The sequence below is a fragment of the Aquipuribacter hungaricus genome (assembly GCF_037860755.1).
Taxonomy (GTDB): Bacteria; Actinomycetota; Actinomycetes; order Actinomycetales; family JBBAYJ01; genus Aquipuribacter; species Aquipuribacter hungaricus.
In genome coordinates this window covers 1-16,196 of the sequence record NZ_JBBEOI010000064.1, presented here as the reverse complement: position 1 = coordinate 16,196, position 16,196 = coordinate 1, and the positions used below count along the sequence as shown (strand labels likewise).

Below are 16,196 nucleotides of genomic sequence, written 5' to 3'. Positions count from 1 at the left end.
AGCGCGGCCGGGCGCGCCGGGCTGCCCGGACCGGTGAGGTCGGCGGCGAGCACGACCTCGGCGCCGACGCGGGCGCCGGCGGGGACGCGGGCCGTCCAGGCGCCCACCTCCTCGCCGCGCGGCCGGGCGACCTCGACCGAGAACCCCCCGGTCACCTCGGGCTCGTCGTTGTCGAGGGTCTCGAACAGCCGCTCGCGCAGGACGCGGAACTCCAGGCCGTCGAAGACCTGGTGGATGGCGTCGCGGTCCCAGCCCGGCCGGCGCAGCTCCTCGACCTCGACCCCGAGGGGCAGGTCGTCGAGGAGGCGGTTGAGCCGGCGGTTCCGCTCCACCGACGCGATGTGCTCGCGGAAGCTCTCGCCCGCCTTGCCCTTGATGGCGTCGGCGTGCGCGACCACCCCGGCCAGGCCGTCGTACTGGGTGATCCACTTGGCCGCGGTCTTGGGGCCGACGCCGGGGACGCCGGGCAGGTTGTCGCTCGTCTCCCCCACGAGCGCGGCCAGGTCCGGGTAGCGCTCGGGCGGCACGCCGTAGCGGGCGACGACGGCCTCCGGCGTCATGCGGGTGAGCTCGGAGACCCCGCGCACCGGGTAGAGCACGGTGGTGCGGTCGTCGACGAGCTGGAACGCGTCACGGTCACCGGTGACGACGAGGACGTCGTGGCCTGCCTCGCGCGCCTGCCGGGTGAGGGTGCAGATGACGTCGTCGGCCTCGAACCCCTCGGCGGTGACCATCCGGACGCCCATCGCGCCCAGCACCTCGCGGATCAGGGGGATCTGCCCGGAGAACTCGGTCGGCGTCGCCGAGCGCCCCGCCTTGTACTCCGGGTACTCCGCGAGCCGGAAGGTCTGCTTGGACACGTCGAAGGCGACCGCGAGGTGCGTGGGCTCCTCGTCGCGCAGCACGTTGATGAGCATCGACGTGAACCCGTACACCGCGTTCGTCACCTGCCCGGTGGAGGTGGAGAAGTTCTCCGCCGGCAGGGCGTAGAAGGCCCGGTAGGCCAGCGAGTGTCCGTCGACGAGCAGCAGGCGTCCCACGGCGGCAACCCTAGGCTCTGGGTGTGACCAGACCAGGGACCGAGCCAGGGACCGCCGCAGGGACCGCCGCCGGGACCGCCGCCGGGACCGCCGCCGGGACCGCCGCCGGGACCGCCGCCGGGACCGCGCTGCAGACCGTCCTGGACGCCGTGCCGGGCACCCTCGTCGAGCGGATGGGCATCGAGTTCGTCGAGGTGACGGCCGAGCGGCTCGTCGCCACCATGCCGGTCGCGGGCAACACCCAGCCGTACGGGCTGCTCCACGGCGGCGCCTCGGTGGTGCTCGCGGAGACCCTGGGCAGCTTCGGCGCGATGCTGTCCGCGGGCGAGGGCCGCGTCGCCGTCGGTGTCGACATCAACGCCACCCACCACCGCTCCGCCCGCGACGGGCTGGTCACCGCCGTGGCGACCCGCGTCTCCGCCGGTCGCACGCTGGCCAGCTACGAGGTCGTCGTCAGCGACGCCCAGGGGCGCCGGGTGTGCACGTCGCGCATCACGTGCCTGCTGCGCGACGCCGTCCCCGGCGCGTGACGCTGCGCGGAGCCCGGCGCGCGGCCCTGGGCGCGACCCTCGCTGCTCCTGCCGGGGCCGGCCGCCGGCCGTGACCGCCTTCGTCGGGGCCGGGACGGTCCTCAACGTCCTCACCGTGCTGCTGGGCGGCACGGTCGGGCTGCTGCTGGGCGCCCGGCTGCCGGAGCGGGTCCGCCTGGTCGCCATGGACGCGCTGGGTCTGGGGACGCTGGCGATCGCCGTGCTGTCCGTGCTCGACGTCACCGACCCCGCGCTCGCCGAGGCCGTCGGGCCGGGCGCGGCGCTCGTCGTCATCGGCTCGGCGCTGCTCGGCGGCATCGTCGGCGCGCTGCTGCGGGTCGAGGACCGGCTCGAGGGGGTCGGCGCCTCCCTGCGGCGGCTGCTCGTGCGCGGTCGCCCCGCCGACGAGGGCGGGTCGGCCCGGTTCGTCGAGGGCTTCGTCACCGCCTCCCTCGTGTTCTGCGTCGGTCCGCTCACCGTGCTCGGCGCCATCAACGACGGCCTCGGCCGGGGTATCGACGAGCTCGCCGTGAAGTCGCTCCTGGACGGGGTGGCCGCGGCCGCGTTCGCGTCGGCGCTCGGCGCCGGGGTCCTGGTGAGCGCGCTGTCGGTGGCGGTCGTCCAGGGCCTGCTCACCCTCGTCGGGTTCCTGCTCGGCGACCTCCTCGACCCGGCCCAGGTGGCCGCGCTGTCGGCGACGGGCGGGCTCGTCCTGCTCGGGGTCGGGTTCCGGCTGCTGCGCCTGCGCGACGTGCCCGTCGGGGACCTGCTGCCTGCGCTCGTCGTCGCGCCGCTGCTCGTCGCGCTCGTGCGCGCCCTGCCCGCCTGACCGGGCGCCGGGGCTCGGCACAGAGGGTGGAGGGAGGGTGGACAGCGGGTGCACGCGGGACGAGCGCCAGGTGGCCGGCAGGGTCGGCGGTGCCCCCGACGTGCGAACCCGTCCGTGCGGTCGGGAACTCCGGGCCCGTCCGCGCCGCACGTTACTTTCCGGTGTCGTTTCCGTCCGGCGGGGTCCCTGCGCCCGTCGGGTGTGGCTAAGGTTCGGCGGTCACGACCGCTGGGACCCAGCAGGCGTGTCCCCTGCCGCTCCACCCTGCCGACCCAACGGAGGAACAAGGGTGCGTCTCCTCATCGCGCTCGTCGGGCTGTTCGTCGCCCTGACAGTCGCCGGTCCCGCAGCCGCGCTGCCCTCGGTGCAGCCGCTCGCCCTCGTGCCCGCGGGCGCCTCGGCCGAGCCGACCGCCGGGGCCTCCGGCGAGCCGTCCGCCGGTGCCTCCGAGGCCCCGGCCGGCCCCGAGGCCATCAACGTCCGCGTCCGCGACGACGAGACCCGCGAGAACATCGAGGGCGTCGCGGTCGAGGTCCGCTCCGGCGGCGACGTCGTCGGCGAGGGCGAGACCGACGCCGACGGCGCCGTGTCGTTCCCCGTGGACGGGCCCGGCGAGTACGAGATCGAGCTGGACCTGGAGACGCTGCCGGAGGAGCTGGCCGACTACGGCGTCGCGCAGAACCCCTTCGTCACCACGGTCGAGCCGGGCACCCCGCGCACCGTGGCCTTCCGCCTCGCGCCGGGCCTCGGCGGCGAGGGCGGCGACGCGATCGTCCCGACGCCGAGCTTCCTCGCCGACATCCCGTGGCGCCTGGCCCCGCAGTACGCGGTCTCGGGCCTGCGCTTCGGCCTCATCCTCGCCCTGGCCGCGATCGGGCTGTCGCTGGTGTTCGGCACCACCGGCCTGACGAACTTCGCGCACGGCGAGCTGGTGACCTTCGGCGCGCTCGTCGCCTGGGCGCTCCACGTCCTCGTCGGGCTCCCCCTGCTCGTGGCGGCACCGCTGACCATCCTGCTGGCGGGCGCCTTCGGCTGGTTCCAGGAGACCTACATCTGGCGCTCGCTGAGACGCAAGCAGGTCGGCCTCATCGCGGCCATGATCTTCTCGATCGGCCTCAGCTTCTTCCTGCGCTACGGCTTCCTCTACCTGTTCGGCGGCGAGACGCGGTTCTACCGCGACTTCAGCGGCCAGGCGGGCCTCGAGCTGGGCCCCGTGCGCATCCCGCCGTCGCACCTGTTCAGCATGGGCCTGGCGGTCGTCGTGCTCGTCGCCTTCGCGCTGTCGCTGCTGTACACCCGCACCGGCAAGGCGACCCGGGCGGTGTCGGACAACCCGGCGCTCGCCGCCGCGAGCGGGATCGACGTCGACGGCGTCATCCGCACCGTGTGGGTCATCGGCACCGCCCTGGCAGCGCTGTCCGGCATCCTCTTCGGGCTCACCCAGGGCATGGACTTCCAGCTGGGCTTCCAGGTGCTGCTGCTCATCTTCGCCGCGGTCGTCCTCGGCGGCCTCGGCACCGCGTGGGGCGCCATGCTCGGGGCGGTGCTCGTCGGCCTGCTCATCGAGCTCAGCGCCCTGGTGATCCCGCCGGAGCTCAAGAACGTCGGCGCCCTCGCGGTGCTCATCATCATCCTGCTCGTCAGGCCCCAGGGCCTGCTCGGGCGTGGCCAGCGGGTCGGCTGAGGCGGGACTGACATGGACTTCGGAAGCATCCTCGGCAACGCGGCGAGCCAGCTCTTCGGCATCGACACCCTGGTGTTCTGCCTGGCCGCGATCGGCCTCAACATGCACTTCGGCTACACCGGCCTGCTGAACTTCGGGCAGGCGGCGTTCGTCGCCCTCGGCGCCTACGGCGTCGGCATCACCGTGACGTACTTCGACGGGCCGCTGTGGGCGGGCATCCTCGTGGCGATCGCCGCGGCGACGGTGCTGGCGCTCGTGCTCGGCGTCCCGACGCTGCGGCTGCGGGCGGACTACCTCGCCATCGCCACCATCGCCACGGCGGAGATCTTCCGCTTCGTCGTGCGGTCGTCGACGTTCGACGAGTTCACCGGCGGCTCCAACGGCATCAACGGCATGGCGCGGGAGTTCTACGCGGCCAACCCGTTCCCCGACGGCACGTACGGCGCCGGCCCGTTCAGCTACAGCGAGCGGGACCTGTGGATCCGGGTGTTCGCCCTGGTCCTCATCGCGCTGTCGCTGACCGTGGTGTCCCTGCTGGTCCGCAGCCCGTGGGGCCGGGTGCTCAAGGGCATCCGCGAGGACGAGGACGCGGTCCGCAGCCTGGGCAAGAACATCTTCGCCTACAAGATGCAGGCGCTCGTGCTCGGCGGCGTCATCGGCGCCCTGGCCGGGATCGTCCTCAGCCTGTCCCGCGGGTCCGTCCAGCCGGACAACTACGCGACGCAGCTGACGTTCCTCGCCTACACCGCCCTGCTGCTCGGCGGCGCGGCCCGCGTCATGGGCCCGGTGCTCGGCGCCGTCATCCTCTGGGTGACCCTGTCCCTGACGGACACCCTGCTGCGCGGCGCGGTGTCCGCCGGCTACATCCCCACCTGGCTCATGGACGGTGTCCAGGTCGGCCAGGTCCGCTTCATCCTGGTCGGTGTGGCGCTCATGCTGCTCATGACCTACCGCCCGCAAGGGATCCTCGGCGACCGGAGGGAGCTGGTGCTCGATGCCCGCTGACCAGACAGACGGCACGGCAGGCGCGCACGCGGTCGGCGCGACGGGCCACGACGGCCCCGCCCCGACGGCGGCGACCTCTGGTGCTGCCACGGGCTCGACGGGTGCCACCGCGACCCTGGCGCCGGGCGAGGGGACGGAGTTCCGCGACCGCGCCACCGTCGCTCTCGCCGACGTCCCCCGTGTCCCGGGCAGCAAGAAGCCGGACCCGATCCTCGTCGCCGACGGCGTCGTCCGCCGGTTCGGCGGCCTCACCGCCGTCGACGTGCAGCACGTGGAGATCCAGCGCCACGCCATCACGGCGCTCATCGGTCCCAACGGCGCCGGCAAGACGACGCTGTTCAACCTGCTGACCGGCTTCGACCGCCCCGACGAGGGCTCGTGGACGTTCGACGGGCAGACGCTGTCCAAGGTCGCCGCGCACAAGGTCGCGCGCCGGGGCATGGTCCGCACCTTCCAGCTGACCAAGGCGCTGTCGCGGCTCACGGTCATCGAGAACATGCGCCTGGGCGCCAAGAAGCAGCGCGGCGAGGGCATCCTCGCGGCGCTGGTCAAGCCGCTGTGGGCCAAGGAGGAGCGCGAGAACACCGCGCGCGCCGACGACCTGCTCCGCCGGTTCAAGCTCGACGCCAAGCGGGCGGACTTCGCCGGCTCGCTGTCCGGCGGCCAGCGCAAGCTGCTGGAGATGGCGCGGGCGCTCATGAGCGAGCCGCAGATGGTCATGCTCGACGAGCCCATGGCCGGCGTGAACCCCGCGCTCACCCAGTCCCTGCTCGGCCACGTCAAGGACCTGCGCGAGCAGGGCATGACCGTGCTGTTCGTCGAGCACGACATGGACATGGTCCGCGACATCTCCGACTGGGTCATCGTCATGGCGCAGGGCACCATCGTCGCCGAGGGCCCCCCGGACACCGTCATGGCCGACCCGGCCGTCATCGACGCCTACCTGGGCGGGCACCACGACGAGCCGCTGGGCGACGACGACCCGCTCGACGAGGACCACCTGCACTACCGGCACGAGGAGGACCCGGCGGGCACCCCGCCCGTCGACGGTCACGGCGCGACGAGCACGGAGGGCGGGACCCGATGAGCACCCCGACGACGAGCGGCTCCACCGTCGTGGGCCGCGACGCCCACGTCGCCGGCGCCGCGGACGCGATCCTCCGGGTCGACGAGCTGGTGGCGGGCTACCTGCCCGGCGTGAACATCCTCAACGGGACCGACCTGTACGTCGCCCCCGGCGAGCTGGTCGGCATCATCGGCCCGAACGGTGCCGGCAAGTCGACGCTGCTCAAGGCCATGTTCGGCCTGGTCAAGGTCCGCGACGGCTCGGTCACCCTGCGGGGCGACGACATCACCGGGTTCAAGGCCAACAAGCTCGTCACCCGGGGCGTCGGCTTCGTGCCGCAGACCAACAACGTGTTCCCCTCGCTCACCATCGAGGAGAACCTGCAGATGGGTTGCTACCAGGCGCCCAAGAAGTTCAAGGACCGGTTCGCGACCGTCACCGACCTGTTCCCGACCCTCGGCGAGCGGCGCGCCCAGCGCGCGGGCTCGCTGTCCGGCGGCGAGCGGCAGATGGTGGCCATGGGCCGCGCGCTCATGATGGACCCGAGCGTCCTGTTGCTCGACGAGCCCTCGGCGGGCCTGTCCCCCGCCAAGCAGGACGAGGTGTTCCTGCGCACCCGGGAGATCAACAAGACCGGCGTCTCGGTCGTCATGGTCGAGCAGAACGCCCGCCGCTGCCTCCAGATCTGCGACCGCGGCTACGTCCTGGACCAGGGCCGGAACGCCTACACGGGGACCGGCCGCTCGCTGGCGAAGGACCCCAAGGTCATCGAGCTCTACCTCGGCACGCTGGCCAAGGTCGACTGACCGGCACCTCAGCACCGCTCCCCGTACCTCGCGCCCGGTCCTCCCCACGGAGGGCCGGGCGTCGTGCTGCCCGGCCGGTCCGCCCGCCGCAGCGCCCGGCGGGCCTGCCGCGACCACCTGAGCGTCCGGCGCTGATAGACCAGGGAGCAAGGACCAGGGACCCCTCGAGCACAAGGGAGGGCTGTCCTGAGGACTGACGGGCCCTGAGCCGGCCTCCCTTGTGCCGCTGTGGCGCGATCTTGCATCACGCGCCGGCGCCACACCCCTGCGGAGGCCGACCGCGACCACCGCACCTGGCGAGCCGGAGTTCGAGAGGGCAGGGGGACGCGGACGCACGGGGCCGGACGCAGGAAGGCCCCCCACCCGCGAGGGTGAGGGGCCTTCCTGCGGTGCGTCAGTCAGCCCCGGGGGGCTGGCTCACAGCGTCTCAGATGGTGCCGGAGAGGCTGTCGACGCGGGTGTAGTTGTTGTCGGCGCCGTACTGGAAGATGCCGATGGTGGCCTCGGTCGGGTCACCGGCGTCGGACATCTCGATCGGGCCGGAGACGCCGTCGTAGTCGATGTCGGCGGCCGGGTCGGCCTCGAGCAGGGCGAAGCAGGCGGCGAAGTCGGTGCACTTCTCGCCGCCGCGCGTGACGTCGGGCAGCGCAGCCCCGATGTCGGTGCCGGAGTCGCTCTGGGCCGCGATGGCGGCCAGGGCGATGGTGACGACGGCGTCGTAGGACTCCGCCGCGTAGGAGAAGTCACCGAGCTCCGGGTCCACCTCGAGCAGGCGGGCCTGGAACTCCTCGGACGCCTCGGCGCCCGGGAGCGTGCCCTTGCTGCCCTCGAGCACGCCGGCCGGCAGGTCCTCGCCGTAGTTGGAGAGGTTGCCGTCGACGAAGTAGGTCGGGGTGCCGCTCGGCGGCAGGCCCTGGGCGACCATCTCCTGGACGATCTGGGCGGTCTCGGCGAAGCCGATGAGGACGACGCACTCCGCGCCGGAGTCGGCGACCTGGGTCACCTGCGCGGAGAAGTTGTCCGTGCCCTCGGGGTAGAGGATCGGGTCGGCCACGAGGTCGCCGCCGCCGGCCTGCAGCGAGGTGACGAGGTTCTCCGTGAGGCCCGTGCCGTACGGGTCGTCGAGGGAGACGACGGCGGCGTCGAGGCAGCCGTCCTGCACGAGCAGGTCACCGAGGACGCGGCCCTGGAGGACGTCGGACGGGGCGGTGCGGAAGTACAGCCCGTTGTCGTCGTAGTCCGTGAAGTCGGGGCTCGTGTTGGCGGGCGAGTAGTGCACGACACCCGCGCCGGTGATCTGGTCGATGACCGTGAACGACACGCCGGAGGAGGCCGCGCCGACGATGGCGTCGACGCCCTCGCCGATGAGCCGCGTGGCGGTCTGGGTGGCGATGTCGGTGGTGGTGTCACCGGAGTCGCCGTCGATCTTGGCGACGTCCTGGCCGAGCACACCGCCGGCCGCGTTGATCTCCTGGATCGCCAGGTCGACGCCCGCGAACTCGGGCGGCCCGAGGAAGGCGAGGCTGCCGGTCTCGGGGAGCAGCGTCCCGATGGTCAGGGTGCCGTCGCCGCCACCGGAGCCGGCAGCGGGCTCAGAACCGGAGTCCGAGGGCTCGGGGGCTGCCGCCGCGGTGTCCTCGGCGGTGGTGCCTGCGTCAGGGGTCTCGGTCTCGGCGTCGCCGCCACCGCACGCGGCGAGGGCGAGACCGGCGATACCGAGGACGGCGACGGGCTGCCATCCACGACTGCGTCGGATCATGTGGTGTGCTCCTTCGGGCAAGGACCGACCCCACCGGTCGGTGGGCTCTTGCACCGCAACGTAGCCGACCGACCGGTCGGCGTCACCGGTCGCCGCGCACCCTTTACCGAGGCGTTGCAGGTTCGTGACCTGCGACGACGTCGGTGGGCCCGCTCCCACCACGCCGTCCCCGGAGGGTGACCCTCAGCGACCGCCCTGCTTGGGCGCGCCCGCCGCGGCGGCCAGCACGCCGGAGGCGACCTCGCGCATGGAGAGCCTGCGGTCCATCGACGTCTTCTGGATCCAGCGGAACGCCTCGGGCTCGCTCATGCCGTACGTCGACTGCAGCGCCGCCTTGGCGCGCTCGACCAGCTTGCGGGTCTCGAGCCGGTCGGCCAGGTCGGCGACCTCGTCCTCGAGCTGCAGCAGCTCGGAGTGCCGGCTGACGGCGATCTCCAGCGCGGGCAGCAGGTCGGCCGCGGTGAACGGCTTGACGACGTAGGCCATGGCGCCGGCGTCGCGCGCCCGCTCCACGAGCTCGGTCTGGCTGAAGGCCGTGAGCAGGACGACCGGGGCGATGCGCGCGGCGGCGATCCGCTCGGCCGCGCTGATCCCGTCGAGCTTGGGCATCTTGATGTCGAGCACGACCACGTCGGGGCGCTGCTCCTCGGCCAGGCGCATGGCGCTCTCGCCGTCGCCGGCCTCGCCGACCACGTCGTAGCCGGCCTCGGTGAGCATCTCGACGAGGTCGAGACGGGTCAGCGCCTCGTCCTCGGCGACGACCACGCGCCGGCGCCCGGAGGACGGCGCCGCAGGGGCCTCGGGCTGGTCGCCGGGGTCCCTCCGCGGGGGGAGGAAGGGGTCGTCCACACCTGGCGCCTCGTCGCTGTCAGCCACGGCGGTAGCCTAGCGGCCGGTCGGGCGCGCCCGGTGCGCGCCGACCCCGGGCGGCTCCCGCCCGGCAGGGCCGGCGTGGTGGAACGGTAGACACGGCGCACTCAAAATGCGCTGCCCGCGAGGGCGTGCGGGTTCGATTCCCGCCGCCGGTACCGACGACACAGCCCCGGCCACCTCACGGTGGCCGGGGCTGTCCCGTCCGCCCGGGCGTGCGGGCGGGGTGCTGGTGTCAGCCCTCGTAGGCCGGGGCCACCGCGGCGACGGCGTCGCCGACCCGGTGCACCCGCAGCGCGTTGGTCGAGCCGGGGATGCCGGGGGGCGACCCGGCGACGATGACGACCTCGTCGCCCACGGCACCGAGGCCGCTCTCCAGCAGCGACGTGTCCACCTGACGGACCATGTCGTCGGTGTGCTGGACCGTCGGCACGAGCAGCGCCTCGACGCCCCACGACAGCGCGAGCTGGCGGCGGGCCTCGGCCGAGGGCGTGAAGACCAGCAGCGGGATGCTGCTGCGCAGGCGCGACATCCGCTTGGCGGAGTCGCCGGACTGGCTGAAGCAGCACAGGTACTTCACGCCGAGCGTGGTGCCGATCTCGGCCGCGGCGCGGGTGATGGCGCCGCCCTTCGTCCGGGGGGCCGTGCCCAGGGGCGCGATCCGGTCCAGGCCGTGCTCCTCGGTGTTGCGGATGATGTCGGCCATGGTGCGGACCGTGTCGAACGGGTAGGCCCCGACGCTGGTCTCGCCGGACAGCATGACCGCGTCGGCCCCGTCGAGGACGGCGTTGGCGACGTCGCTGGCCTCGGCGCGCGTGGGACGCGGGTTGGTGATCATCGACTCGAGCATCTGCGTGGCGACGATGACCGGCTTGGCCTGCCGGCGGGCGAGCTCGACCGCGAGCTTCTGGACCAGCGGCACCTCGTACAGGGGCAGCTCGACGCCCAGGTCGCCGCGGGCGACCATGATCCCGTCGAAGGCGTCGACGACCTCGCGCAGGTGCTCGACCGCCTGCGGCTTCTCGACCTTGGCGATGACGGGCAGGCGGACGCCGACCTCGTCCATGATCGCGCGGACGCCGTCGGCGTCCACGGCGTCGCGGACGAACGACAGCGCGACGATGTCGACGCCGAGGGACAGCCCGAAGCGCAGGTCCTCGATGTCCTTCTCGGTGAGGGCGGGGACGCTCACCGCGACGCCGGGCAGGTTGACGCCCTTGTTGTTGGACACCTTGCCGCCCACGACGACCTCGGTGGTGACGCGGGGGCCGTCGACGGAGAGGACCTTGAAGGCGAGGCGGCCGTCGTCGACGAGGATGTCGTCCCCGGCGGAGACGTCGCCCGGCAGGCCCTGGTACGTGGTCGACACCTGGTGGACGTCGCCGGGGACGTCCTCGGTGGTGATGACGAACTGCTCGCCGACCGTGAGCTCGACGGAGCCCTCGGTGAAGCGGCCGATGCGGATCTTGGGGCCCTGCAGGTCGAGCAGGATGGCGACGTTGCGCCCGGTGGCCTCGGCGGCCGCCCGGACGTCGGCGAAGTTGGCCTCGTGGTCGGAGTGGTCGCCGTGGCTGAAGTTCATCCGGGCGACGTCCATCCCGGCCTCCACGAGGCGGCGGATGTTGTCCCGGCCGGCGACGGCGGGGCCCAGGGTGCAGACGATCTTGGCGCGGCGCATGGGTCCCACGCTAGTGCCCGCGCGCAGGTGCGCCCGCGCCCAGGTCCGACCGGCGGACCTGGGCGCGGGCGCTGTTCACCTGCTGTTCACGTGGTCAGCGGGCGGGGGCGACGATCCGGGTCCAGACCTCGTCGCCGCGGGGGTCCAGGCCCTCCGCGGCGGCGTCGGCCAGCACCTGGGTGACGCGCCGGTACTCGCGCGGGACCACCTTGCGCAGCCGGGCCCGCAGCACGTCCGGCTCCACGACGAGGTCCTCGGCGACCAGCGAGCCGGTCTCCTCCACGTGGCGGCGCAGCAGCGGCAGCAGGAGCTCCACGTCGGCGTCGTCGACCGGCTCGATGTCGACGAGCTCCCGGTTGACCCGGCCCTCGCGCAGGTCGAGCACGTAGGCCACGCCGCCGGACATGCCGGCCGCGAAGTTCCGGCCGGTCCGCCCGAGGACGACCACGGTCCCGCCGGTCATGTACTCGCAGCCGTGGTCCCCCACGCCCTCCACGACGACGGTGGCCCCGGAGTTGCGCACGCAGCACCGCTCCCCCACCTCGCCCTGGATGAGGATCTCGCCGCTGGTCGCGCCGTAGGCGATGACGTTGCCGCCGATGATGTTGCGCTGGGTGTTGAACCGGGTGCCGCGGTGCGGCCGGACGACGACGCGCCCGCCCGACAGGCCCTTGCCCACGTAGTCGTTGGCGTCGCCCCACAGCCGCAGCGTGATCCCCCGGGGCAGGAACGCCCCGAGCGACTGGCCCGCGGAGCCGGTGAGCGTGACGTCGATGGTGTCGTCGGGCAGGCCGTGCTCGCCGTGGCGCAGCGTCACCTCGTGGCCGAGCATCGTGCCGACCGTCCGGTTGATGTTGCGCACCGGGACGTCGATCCGCACCGGCTCGCCCCGCTCGAGGGCGTCGCCCGACATCTGGATGAGGGTGACGTCGAGCGCCTTCTCCAGGCCGTGGTCCTGAGCCACGGTCCGGTGCCGGGGGGCGCCCGCGGGGACGTCGGCCTGGTGGAGGATCGGCGTGAGGTCCAGCCCGTCGGCCTTCCAGTGCTCGACCGCGCGCCGGGTGTCGAGCAGGTCGACGCGGCCGACCGCCTCCTCCACCGAGCGCAGCCCCAGCGAGGCCAGGTGCTCGCGCACCTCGGTGGCGACGTAGCGGAAGAACGTCTCGACGAACTCGGGCGTGCCGCTGAACTTGGCGCGCAGCCGCGGGTCCATCGTCGCGACGCCCACCGGGCAGGTGTTGAGGTGGCAGACCCGCATCATGATGCAGCCGGAGACGATGAGCGGGGCGGTGGAGAAGCCGTACTCCTCCGCGCCGAGCAGCGCCGCCACGACGACGTCGCGACCGGTCTTCATGGCCCCGTCGACCTGGACGGTGATCCGGTCGCGCAGCCCGTTGAGCATGAGCGTCTGCTGGGTCTCGGCCAGGCCGAGCTCCCACGGCGCGCCGGCGTGCTTGAGGCTCGTCAGCGGCGAGGCCCCGGTGCCGCCGTCGTGCCCGGAGACGAGGACGACGTCGGCGTGGGCCTTGGAGACGCCCGCCGCCACCGTGCCGACGCCGATCTCGCTGACCAGCTTGACGTGGATCCGCGCCTGCGGGTTCGCGTTCTTGAGGTCGTGGATCAGCTGGGCGAGGTCCTCGATGGAGTAGATGTCGTGGTGCGGCGGCGGGGAGATGAGCCCGACGCCCGGCGTGGAGTGCCGGATCTCGGCGATGAGCGGGTAGACCTTGTGGCCGGGCAGCTGGCCGCCCTCGCCGGGCTTGGCCCCCTGCGCCATCTTGATCTGGATGTCCGTGGCGTGGGTGAGGTACATGCTCGTCACGCCGAACCGCCCGGAGGCGACCTGCTTGACCGAGCTGCGCCGGGCCGGGTCGAGGAGCCGCTCGACGGCCTCGCCGCCCTCGCCGGTGTTGGAGCGCCCGCCGACCCGGTTCATGCCGACGGCGACCGTCTCGTGGGCCTCGGGGCTGATGGAGCCGAAGCTCATGGCGCCGGTGGCGAAGCGCGTCATGATCGCCTCGACGCTCTCCACCTCCTCCAGCGGGACGGGCCCGCCGGCCGCCGGGCGCAGCTCGAACAGCCCGCGCAGGGTGCCGAGGCGCTGGGAGCGCTCGTCGACCGAGCGGGAGTACTGGCTGAACACGTCGTAGCGCTGGGCGCGGGTGGAGTGCTGCAGCCGGAACACCGTGTCGGGGTCGAACAGGTGCACCTCGCCGTCGCGGCGCCACTGGTACTCCCCGCCCTGGGCGAGCATCCGGGTCGCCGGGGCGCCCTCGGGCGGGTAGGCGACCGCGTGGCGGCGGGCGACCTCCTCGGCGACGACCTCCAGGCCGATGCCGCCGAGCTGGCTCGTCGTGCCCGTGAAGTACCGGTCGACGAGCTCCTGGCCGAGACCCAGCGCCTCGAACACCTGGGCGCCGCGGTAGGAGGCGACCGTGCTGATGCCCATCTTGGACATCACCTTGAGCACGCCCTTGCCGAGCGCCTTGATGAGGTTGCGGACGGCGGTCGTCGCGTCGACCTCGATCGTGCCGCGCCGGACCAGGTCCTCCACGGACTCCATCGCCAGGTAGGGGTTGATCGCCGCGGCGCCGTAGCCGACGAGCAGGGCGCAGTGGTGGACCTCGCGCACGTCGCCGGCCTCGACGAGCAGCCCGACCCGGGTGCGGGCGCGGGTGCGGATGAGGTGGTGGTGGACCGCGCCGGTGAGCAGGAGCGACGGGATGGGCGCGAGGTCGGCGGTGGAGTCCCGGTCGGACAGCACGACGAACTGCGCGCCGTCCGCGAGCGCCCGGTCGACCTCGGCGCAGATCTCGTCGAGGCGGGCCTCGAGCGCCGCGCCGCCGCCGTGGACGTCGTACAGCCCGCGGACCACGGCGGTCGCCGCGGCACCGTCCTCGCCCTCGAGGTGGACGATCTTGGCCAGCTCGTCGTTGTCGATGACCGGGAACGGGAGCACGACCATCCGGCAGTGCGCCGGCGTCGCGTCGAGGATGTTGAGCTCGGGCCCTATGGCGCCGCGCAGGCTCGTGACGAGCTCCTCGCGGATGGCGTCCAGCGGCGGGTTCGTCACCTGGGCGAACAGCTGCGTGAAGTAGTCGAACAGCAGCCGGGGACGCTCGGACAGCACCGCGGGCGGCGTGTCGGTGCCCATGGAGCCGATCGGCTCGGCGGCGTTCGCGGCCATCGGCGCCAGGAGGACGCGCAGCTCCTCCTCGGTGTAGCCGAAGGTCTGCTGGCGGCGCGTCACCGAGGCGGCCGGGTGGACGACGTGGACCCGCTCGGGCAGCTGCTCGAGGGTGATCCGGTTCTCCTCGAGCCAGCGCGCGTACGGCTGCTCGGCGGCCAGCTCGGTCTTGACCTCGGTGTCGTCGATGATCCGGCCCTGGCCGGTGTCGACGAGCAGCATCCGTCCCGGCTGGAGCCGGCCCTTGCGGACGACGCGGTCGGGCGCGATGTCGAGCACGCCGCTCTCGCTGGCCATGACGACCAGGCCGTCGCTGGTGACCCACCAGCGGGCGGGGCGCAGGCCGTTGCGGTCGAGCACCGCCCCGATGACGGTGCCGTCGGTGAAGGTCACCGAGGCGGGTCCGTCCCAGGGCTCCATGATGTCGGAGTGGTAGTCGTAGAACGCGCGCCGGGCGGGGTCCATCTCGGCGTGGTTCTCCCACGCCTCCGGGATCATCATGAGCACCGCGTGGGGCAGCGACCGGCCGCCGAGGTGCAGCAGCTCGAGCACCTCGTCGAAGCTCGCGGAGTCCGAGGCCCCGACGGAGTTGACGGGGAACAGCCGCTCGAGGTCGCCGGGGATGACGTCGCTGGCCAGCGTCGACTCCCGCGCCCGCATCCAGTTCCGGTTGCCGCGCACGGTGTTGATCTCGCCGTTGTGGGCGATGAGGCGGAACGGGTGCGCCAGGGGCCACGACGGGAACGTGTTGGTGGAGAAGCGTGAGTGGACCAGGGCCAGCTCGGTGGTGAACCGGCGGTCGGACAGGTCCGGGAAGAACGGCTCGAGCTGCCCGGTGGTGAGCATCCCCTTGTAGACCATGGTGCGGCTGCTCAGCGACGGGAAGTACACGCCGTGGTCGTTCTCCAGGCGCTTGCGGACGCAGAAGGCGTACCGGTCCAGCGCCAGGCCCGACAGGCCCTCGGCGGGCCCGCCCGGCTCGGCGGCGAGGAACACCTGGCGGAACACGGGCATGACGGAGCGCGCCGTGGGACCGACGAGGTCGGCCCCGACGGGGACGTCGCGCCAGCCGAGGACGCGCAGGCCCTCCTGCTCCGCGACGGTCGCGACGGCGGTCACCGCGAGGCGCTGGTCGTCGGCCTCCTGCGGCAGGAACGCGGTCCCGACGGCGTAGCGGCCGGGCTCGGGCAGGGTGACGCCGAGCGCGGCGGCCTCCTCGCGGAGGAACGCGTCGGGCAGCTGGGTGAGGATGCCGGCGCCGTCCCCGGTGTCGGGCTCGGAGCCGACGGCACCGCGGTGGTCCAGGTTGCGCAGCGCCGTGAGCGCGTGCTCGACGATGTCGTGCCCGGCGGTGCCGCGCAGGGTGGCGACGAACGCCACACCGCAGGCGTCGTGCTCGTTGGCGGGGTCGTAGAGACCCTCGTGGGGCCGAGGGCCGAAGCGCTGGAAGGCCGACGTCGTCATGCTCACCGTCCGGTCTGTGCTGGTGCTCGGGCAGTCGTGTCGTGGGGCGCAGGAGGGACCGCGCGCTGCGAGGCAGATCGGGCAGGTCCAGGGTACGCAGGCGGTCCGGCCGCCCGGCGTCGGTCCCGCGGCAGGCGCCGCGTCACCGGAGGGTGACGCGCGCCCGGTCGCCCGGGGCGGGTCGTCCCAGAGCGTGGACGGGCGGTCTCAGCGGGTGGAGCGCACGCCCTCGGCCAGCCGGGCGGCGAGCGCGCCCGCCCCCCCGGGACAAGTCGGAG

General features: G+C 73.3%; 11 protein-coding genes and 1 tRNA gene. 7 read left to right on the top strand and 5 right to left on the bottom strand.

Translation table 11 applies throughout. From position 1 onward, the window contains the following. Window positions 1-1,040, bottom strand: a 1,040-nt coding sequence (locus WCS02_RS09150) for a 5'-3' exonuclease (protein WP_340292239.1), incomplete at its 3' end; no start/stop codon positions are given. Between the two features lie 173 nt (window positions 1,041-1,213). Here WCS02_RS09150 and WCS02_RS09145 point away from each other — a divergent pair. From WCS02_RS09145 to WCS02_RS09120, 6 genes are all read left to right on the top strand, one after another. Further along, entirely contained in the window at window positions 1,214-1,570 is a 357-nt protein-coding gene (locus WCS02_RS09145) for a PaaI family thioesterase (RefSeq protein ID WP_376983736.1), read from the top strand. A gap of 70 nt (window positions 1,571-1,640) precedes the next feature. Continuing rightward, window positions 1,641-2,399 (top strand): DUF554 domain-containing protein, encoded by a 759-nt coding sequence (locus tag WCS02_RS09140; RefSeq protein WP_340292238.1) that lies wholly within the window; start codon window positions 1,641-1,643, stop codon window positions 2,397-2,399. 289 nt (window positions 2,400-2,688) lie between these two features. Further along, window positions 2,689-4,083 (top strand): ABC transporter permease subunit, encoded by a 1,395-nt coding sequence (locus WCS02_RS09135; RefSeq protein WP_340292237.1) that lies wholly within the window; start codon window positions 2,689-2,691, stop codon window positions 4,081-4,083. A gap of 12 nt (window positions 4,084-4,095) precedes the next feature. Further along, window positions 4,096-5,088, top strand: a complete 993-nt coding sequence (locus WCS02_RS09130) for a branched-chain amino acid ABC transporter permease (protein ID WP_340292236.1) — start codon at window positions 4,096-4,098, stop codon at window positions 5,086-5,088. Continuing rightward, window positions 5,078-6,175, top strand: coding sequence for an ABC transporter ATP-binding protein (locus WCS02_RS09125; RefSeq protein ID WP_340292235.1), 1,098 nt, complete (start codon window positions 5,078-5,080; stop codon window positions 6,173-6,175). The genes WCS02_RS09130 and WCS02_RS09125 overlap by 11 nt, the downstream gene beginning before the upstream one ends. Beyond that, window positions 6,172-6,960: an ABC transporter ATP-binding protein gene (locus tag WCS02_RS09120; protein WP_340292234.1), complete on the top strand. Its 789-nt coding sequence runs from the start codon at window positions 6,172-6,174 to the stop codon at window positions 6,958-6,960. The genes WCS02_RS09125 and WCS02_RS09120 overlap by 4 nt, the downstream gene beginning before the upstream one ends. A 427-nt stretch (window positions 6,961-7,387) precedes the next feature. Here the strand turns inward: WCS02_RS09120 and WCS02_RS09115 are convergent, their stop codons facing one another. Beyond that, entirely contained in the window at window positions 7,388-8,719 is a 1,332-nt protein-coding gene (locus WCS02_RS09115) for an ABC transporter substrate-binding protein (RefSeq protein WP_340292232.1), read from the bottom strand. Between the two features lie 183 nt (window positions 8,720-8,902). Continuing rightward, window positions 8,903-9,595 carry an ANTAR domain-containing response regulator gene (locus WCS02_RS09110; protein WP_376983710.1) on the bottom strand — a complete coding sequence of 231 codons (693 nt, stop codon included), beginning with the start codon at window positions 9,593-9,595 and terminating at the stop codon, window positions 8,903-8,905. Between the two features lie 69 nt (window positions 9,596-9,664). On the opposite strand from WCS02_RS09110, the gene WCS02_RS09105 reads away from it, so the two are divergent. Next, window positions 9,665-9,747, top strand: a tRNA-Leu gene (locus WCS02_RS09105). Window positions 9,748-9,824: 77 nt separating this feature from the next. Here WCS02_RS09105 and pyk read toward each other — a convergent pair. Both pyk and gltB read right to left on the bottom strand, forming a co-directional pair. Continuing rightward, window positions 9,825-11,267, bottom strand: coding sequence for a pyruvate kinase (gene pyk, locus WCS02_RS09100; protein ID WP_340292230.1), 1,443 nt, complete (start codon window positions 11,265-11,267; stop codon window positions 9,825-9,827). Between the two features lie 94 nt (window positions 11,268-11,361). Continuing rightward, entirely contained in the window at window positions 11,362-15,918 is a 4,557-nt protein-coding gene (gltB, locus tag WCS02_RS09095; RefSeq protein ID WP_340292228.1) for a glutamate synthase large subunit, read from the bottom strand. Window positions 15,919-16,196: the final 278 nt, after the last annotated feature.

What these genes read in the sequence shown, in the direction of transcription:
- pyk (WP_340292230.1), bottom strand. Translation starts at nt 11,267, where the DNA reads ATGCGCCGCGCCAAGATCGTCTGCACCCTGGGCCCCGCCGTCGCCGGC.
- WCS02_RS09115 (WP_340292232.1), bottom strand. Translation starts at nt 8,719, where the DNA reads ATGATCCGACGCAGTCGTGGATGGCAGCCCGTCGCCGTCCTCGGTATC.
- gltB (WP_340292228.1), bottom strand. Translation starts at nt 15,918, where the DNA reads ATGACGACGTCGGCCTTCCAGCGCTTCGGCCCTCGGCCCCACGAGGGT.
- WCS02_RS09145 (WP_376983736.1), top strand. Translation starts at nt 1,214, where the DNA reads ATGGGCATCGAGTTCGTCGAGGTGACGGCCGAGCGGCTCGTCGCCACC.
- WCS02_RS09120 (WP_340292234.1), top strand. Translation starts at nt 6,172, where the DNA reads ATGAGCACCCCGACGACGAGCGGCTCCACCGTCGTGGGCCGCGACGCC.
- WCS02_RS09130 (WP_340292236.1), top strand. Translation starts at nt 4,096, where the DNA reads ATGGACTTCGGAAGCATCCTCGGCAACGCGGCGAGCCAGCTCTTCGGC.
- WCS02_RS09125 (WP_340292235.1), top strand. Translation starts at nt 5,078, where the DNA reads ATGCCCGCTGACCAGACAGACGGCACGGCAGGCGCGCACGCGGTCGGC.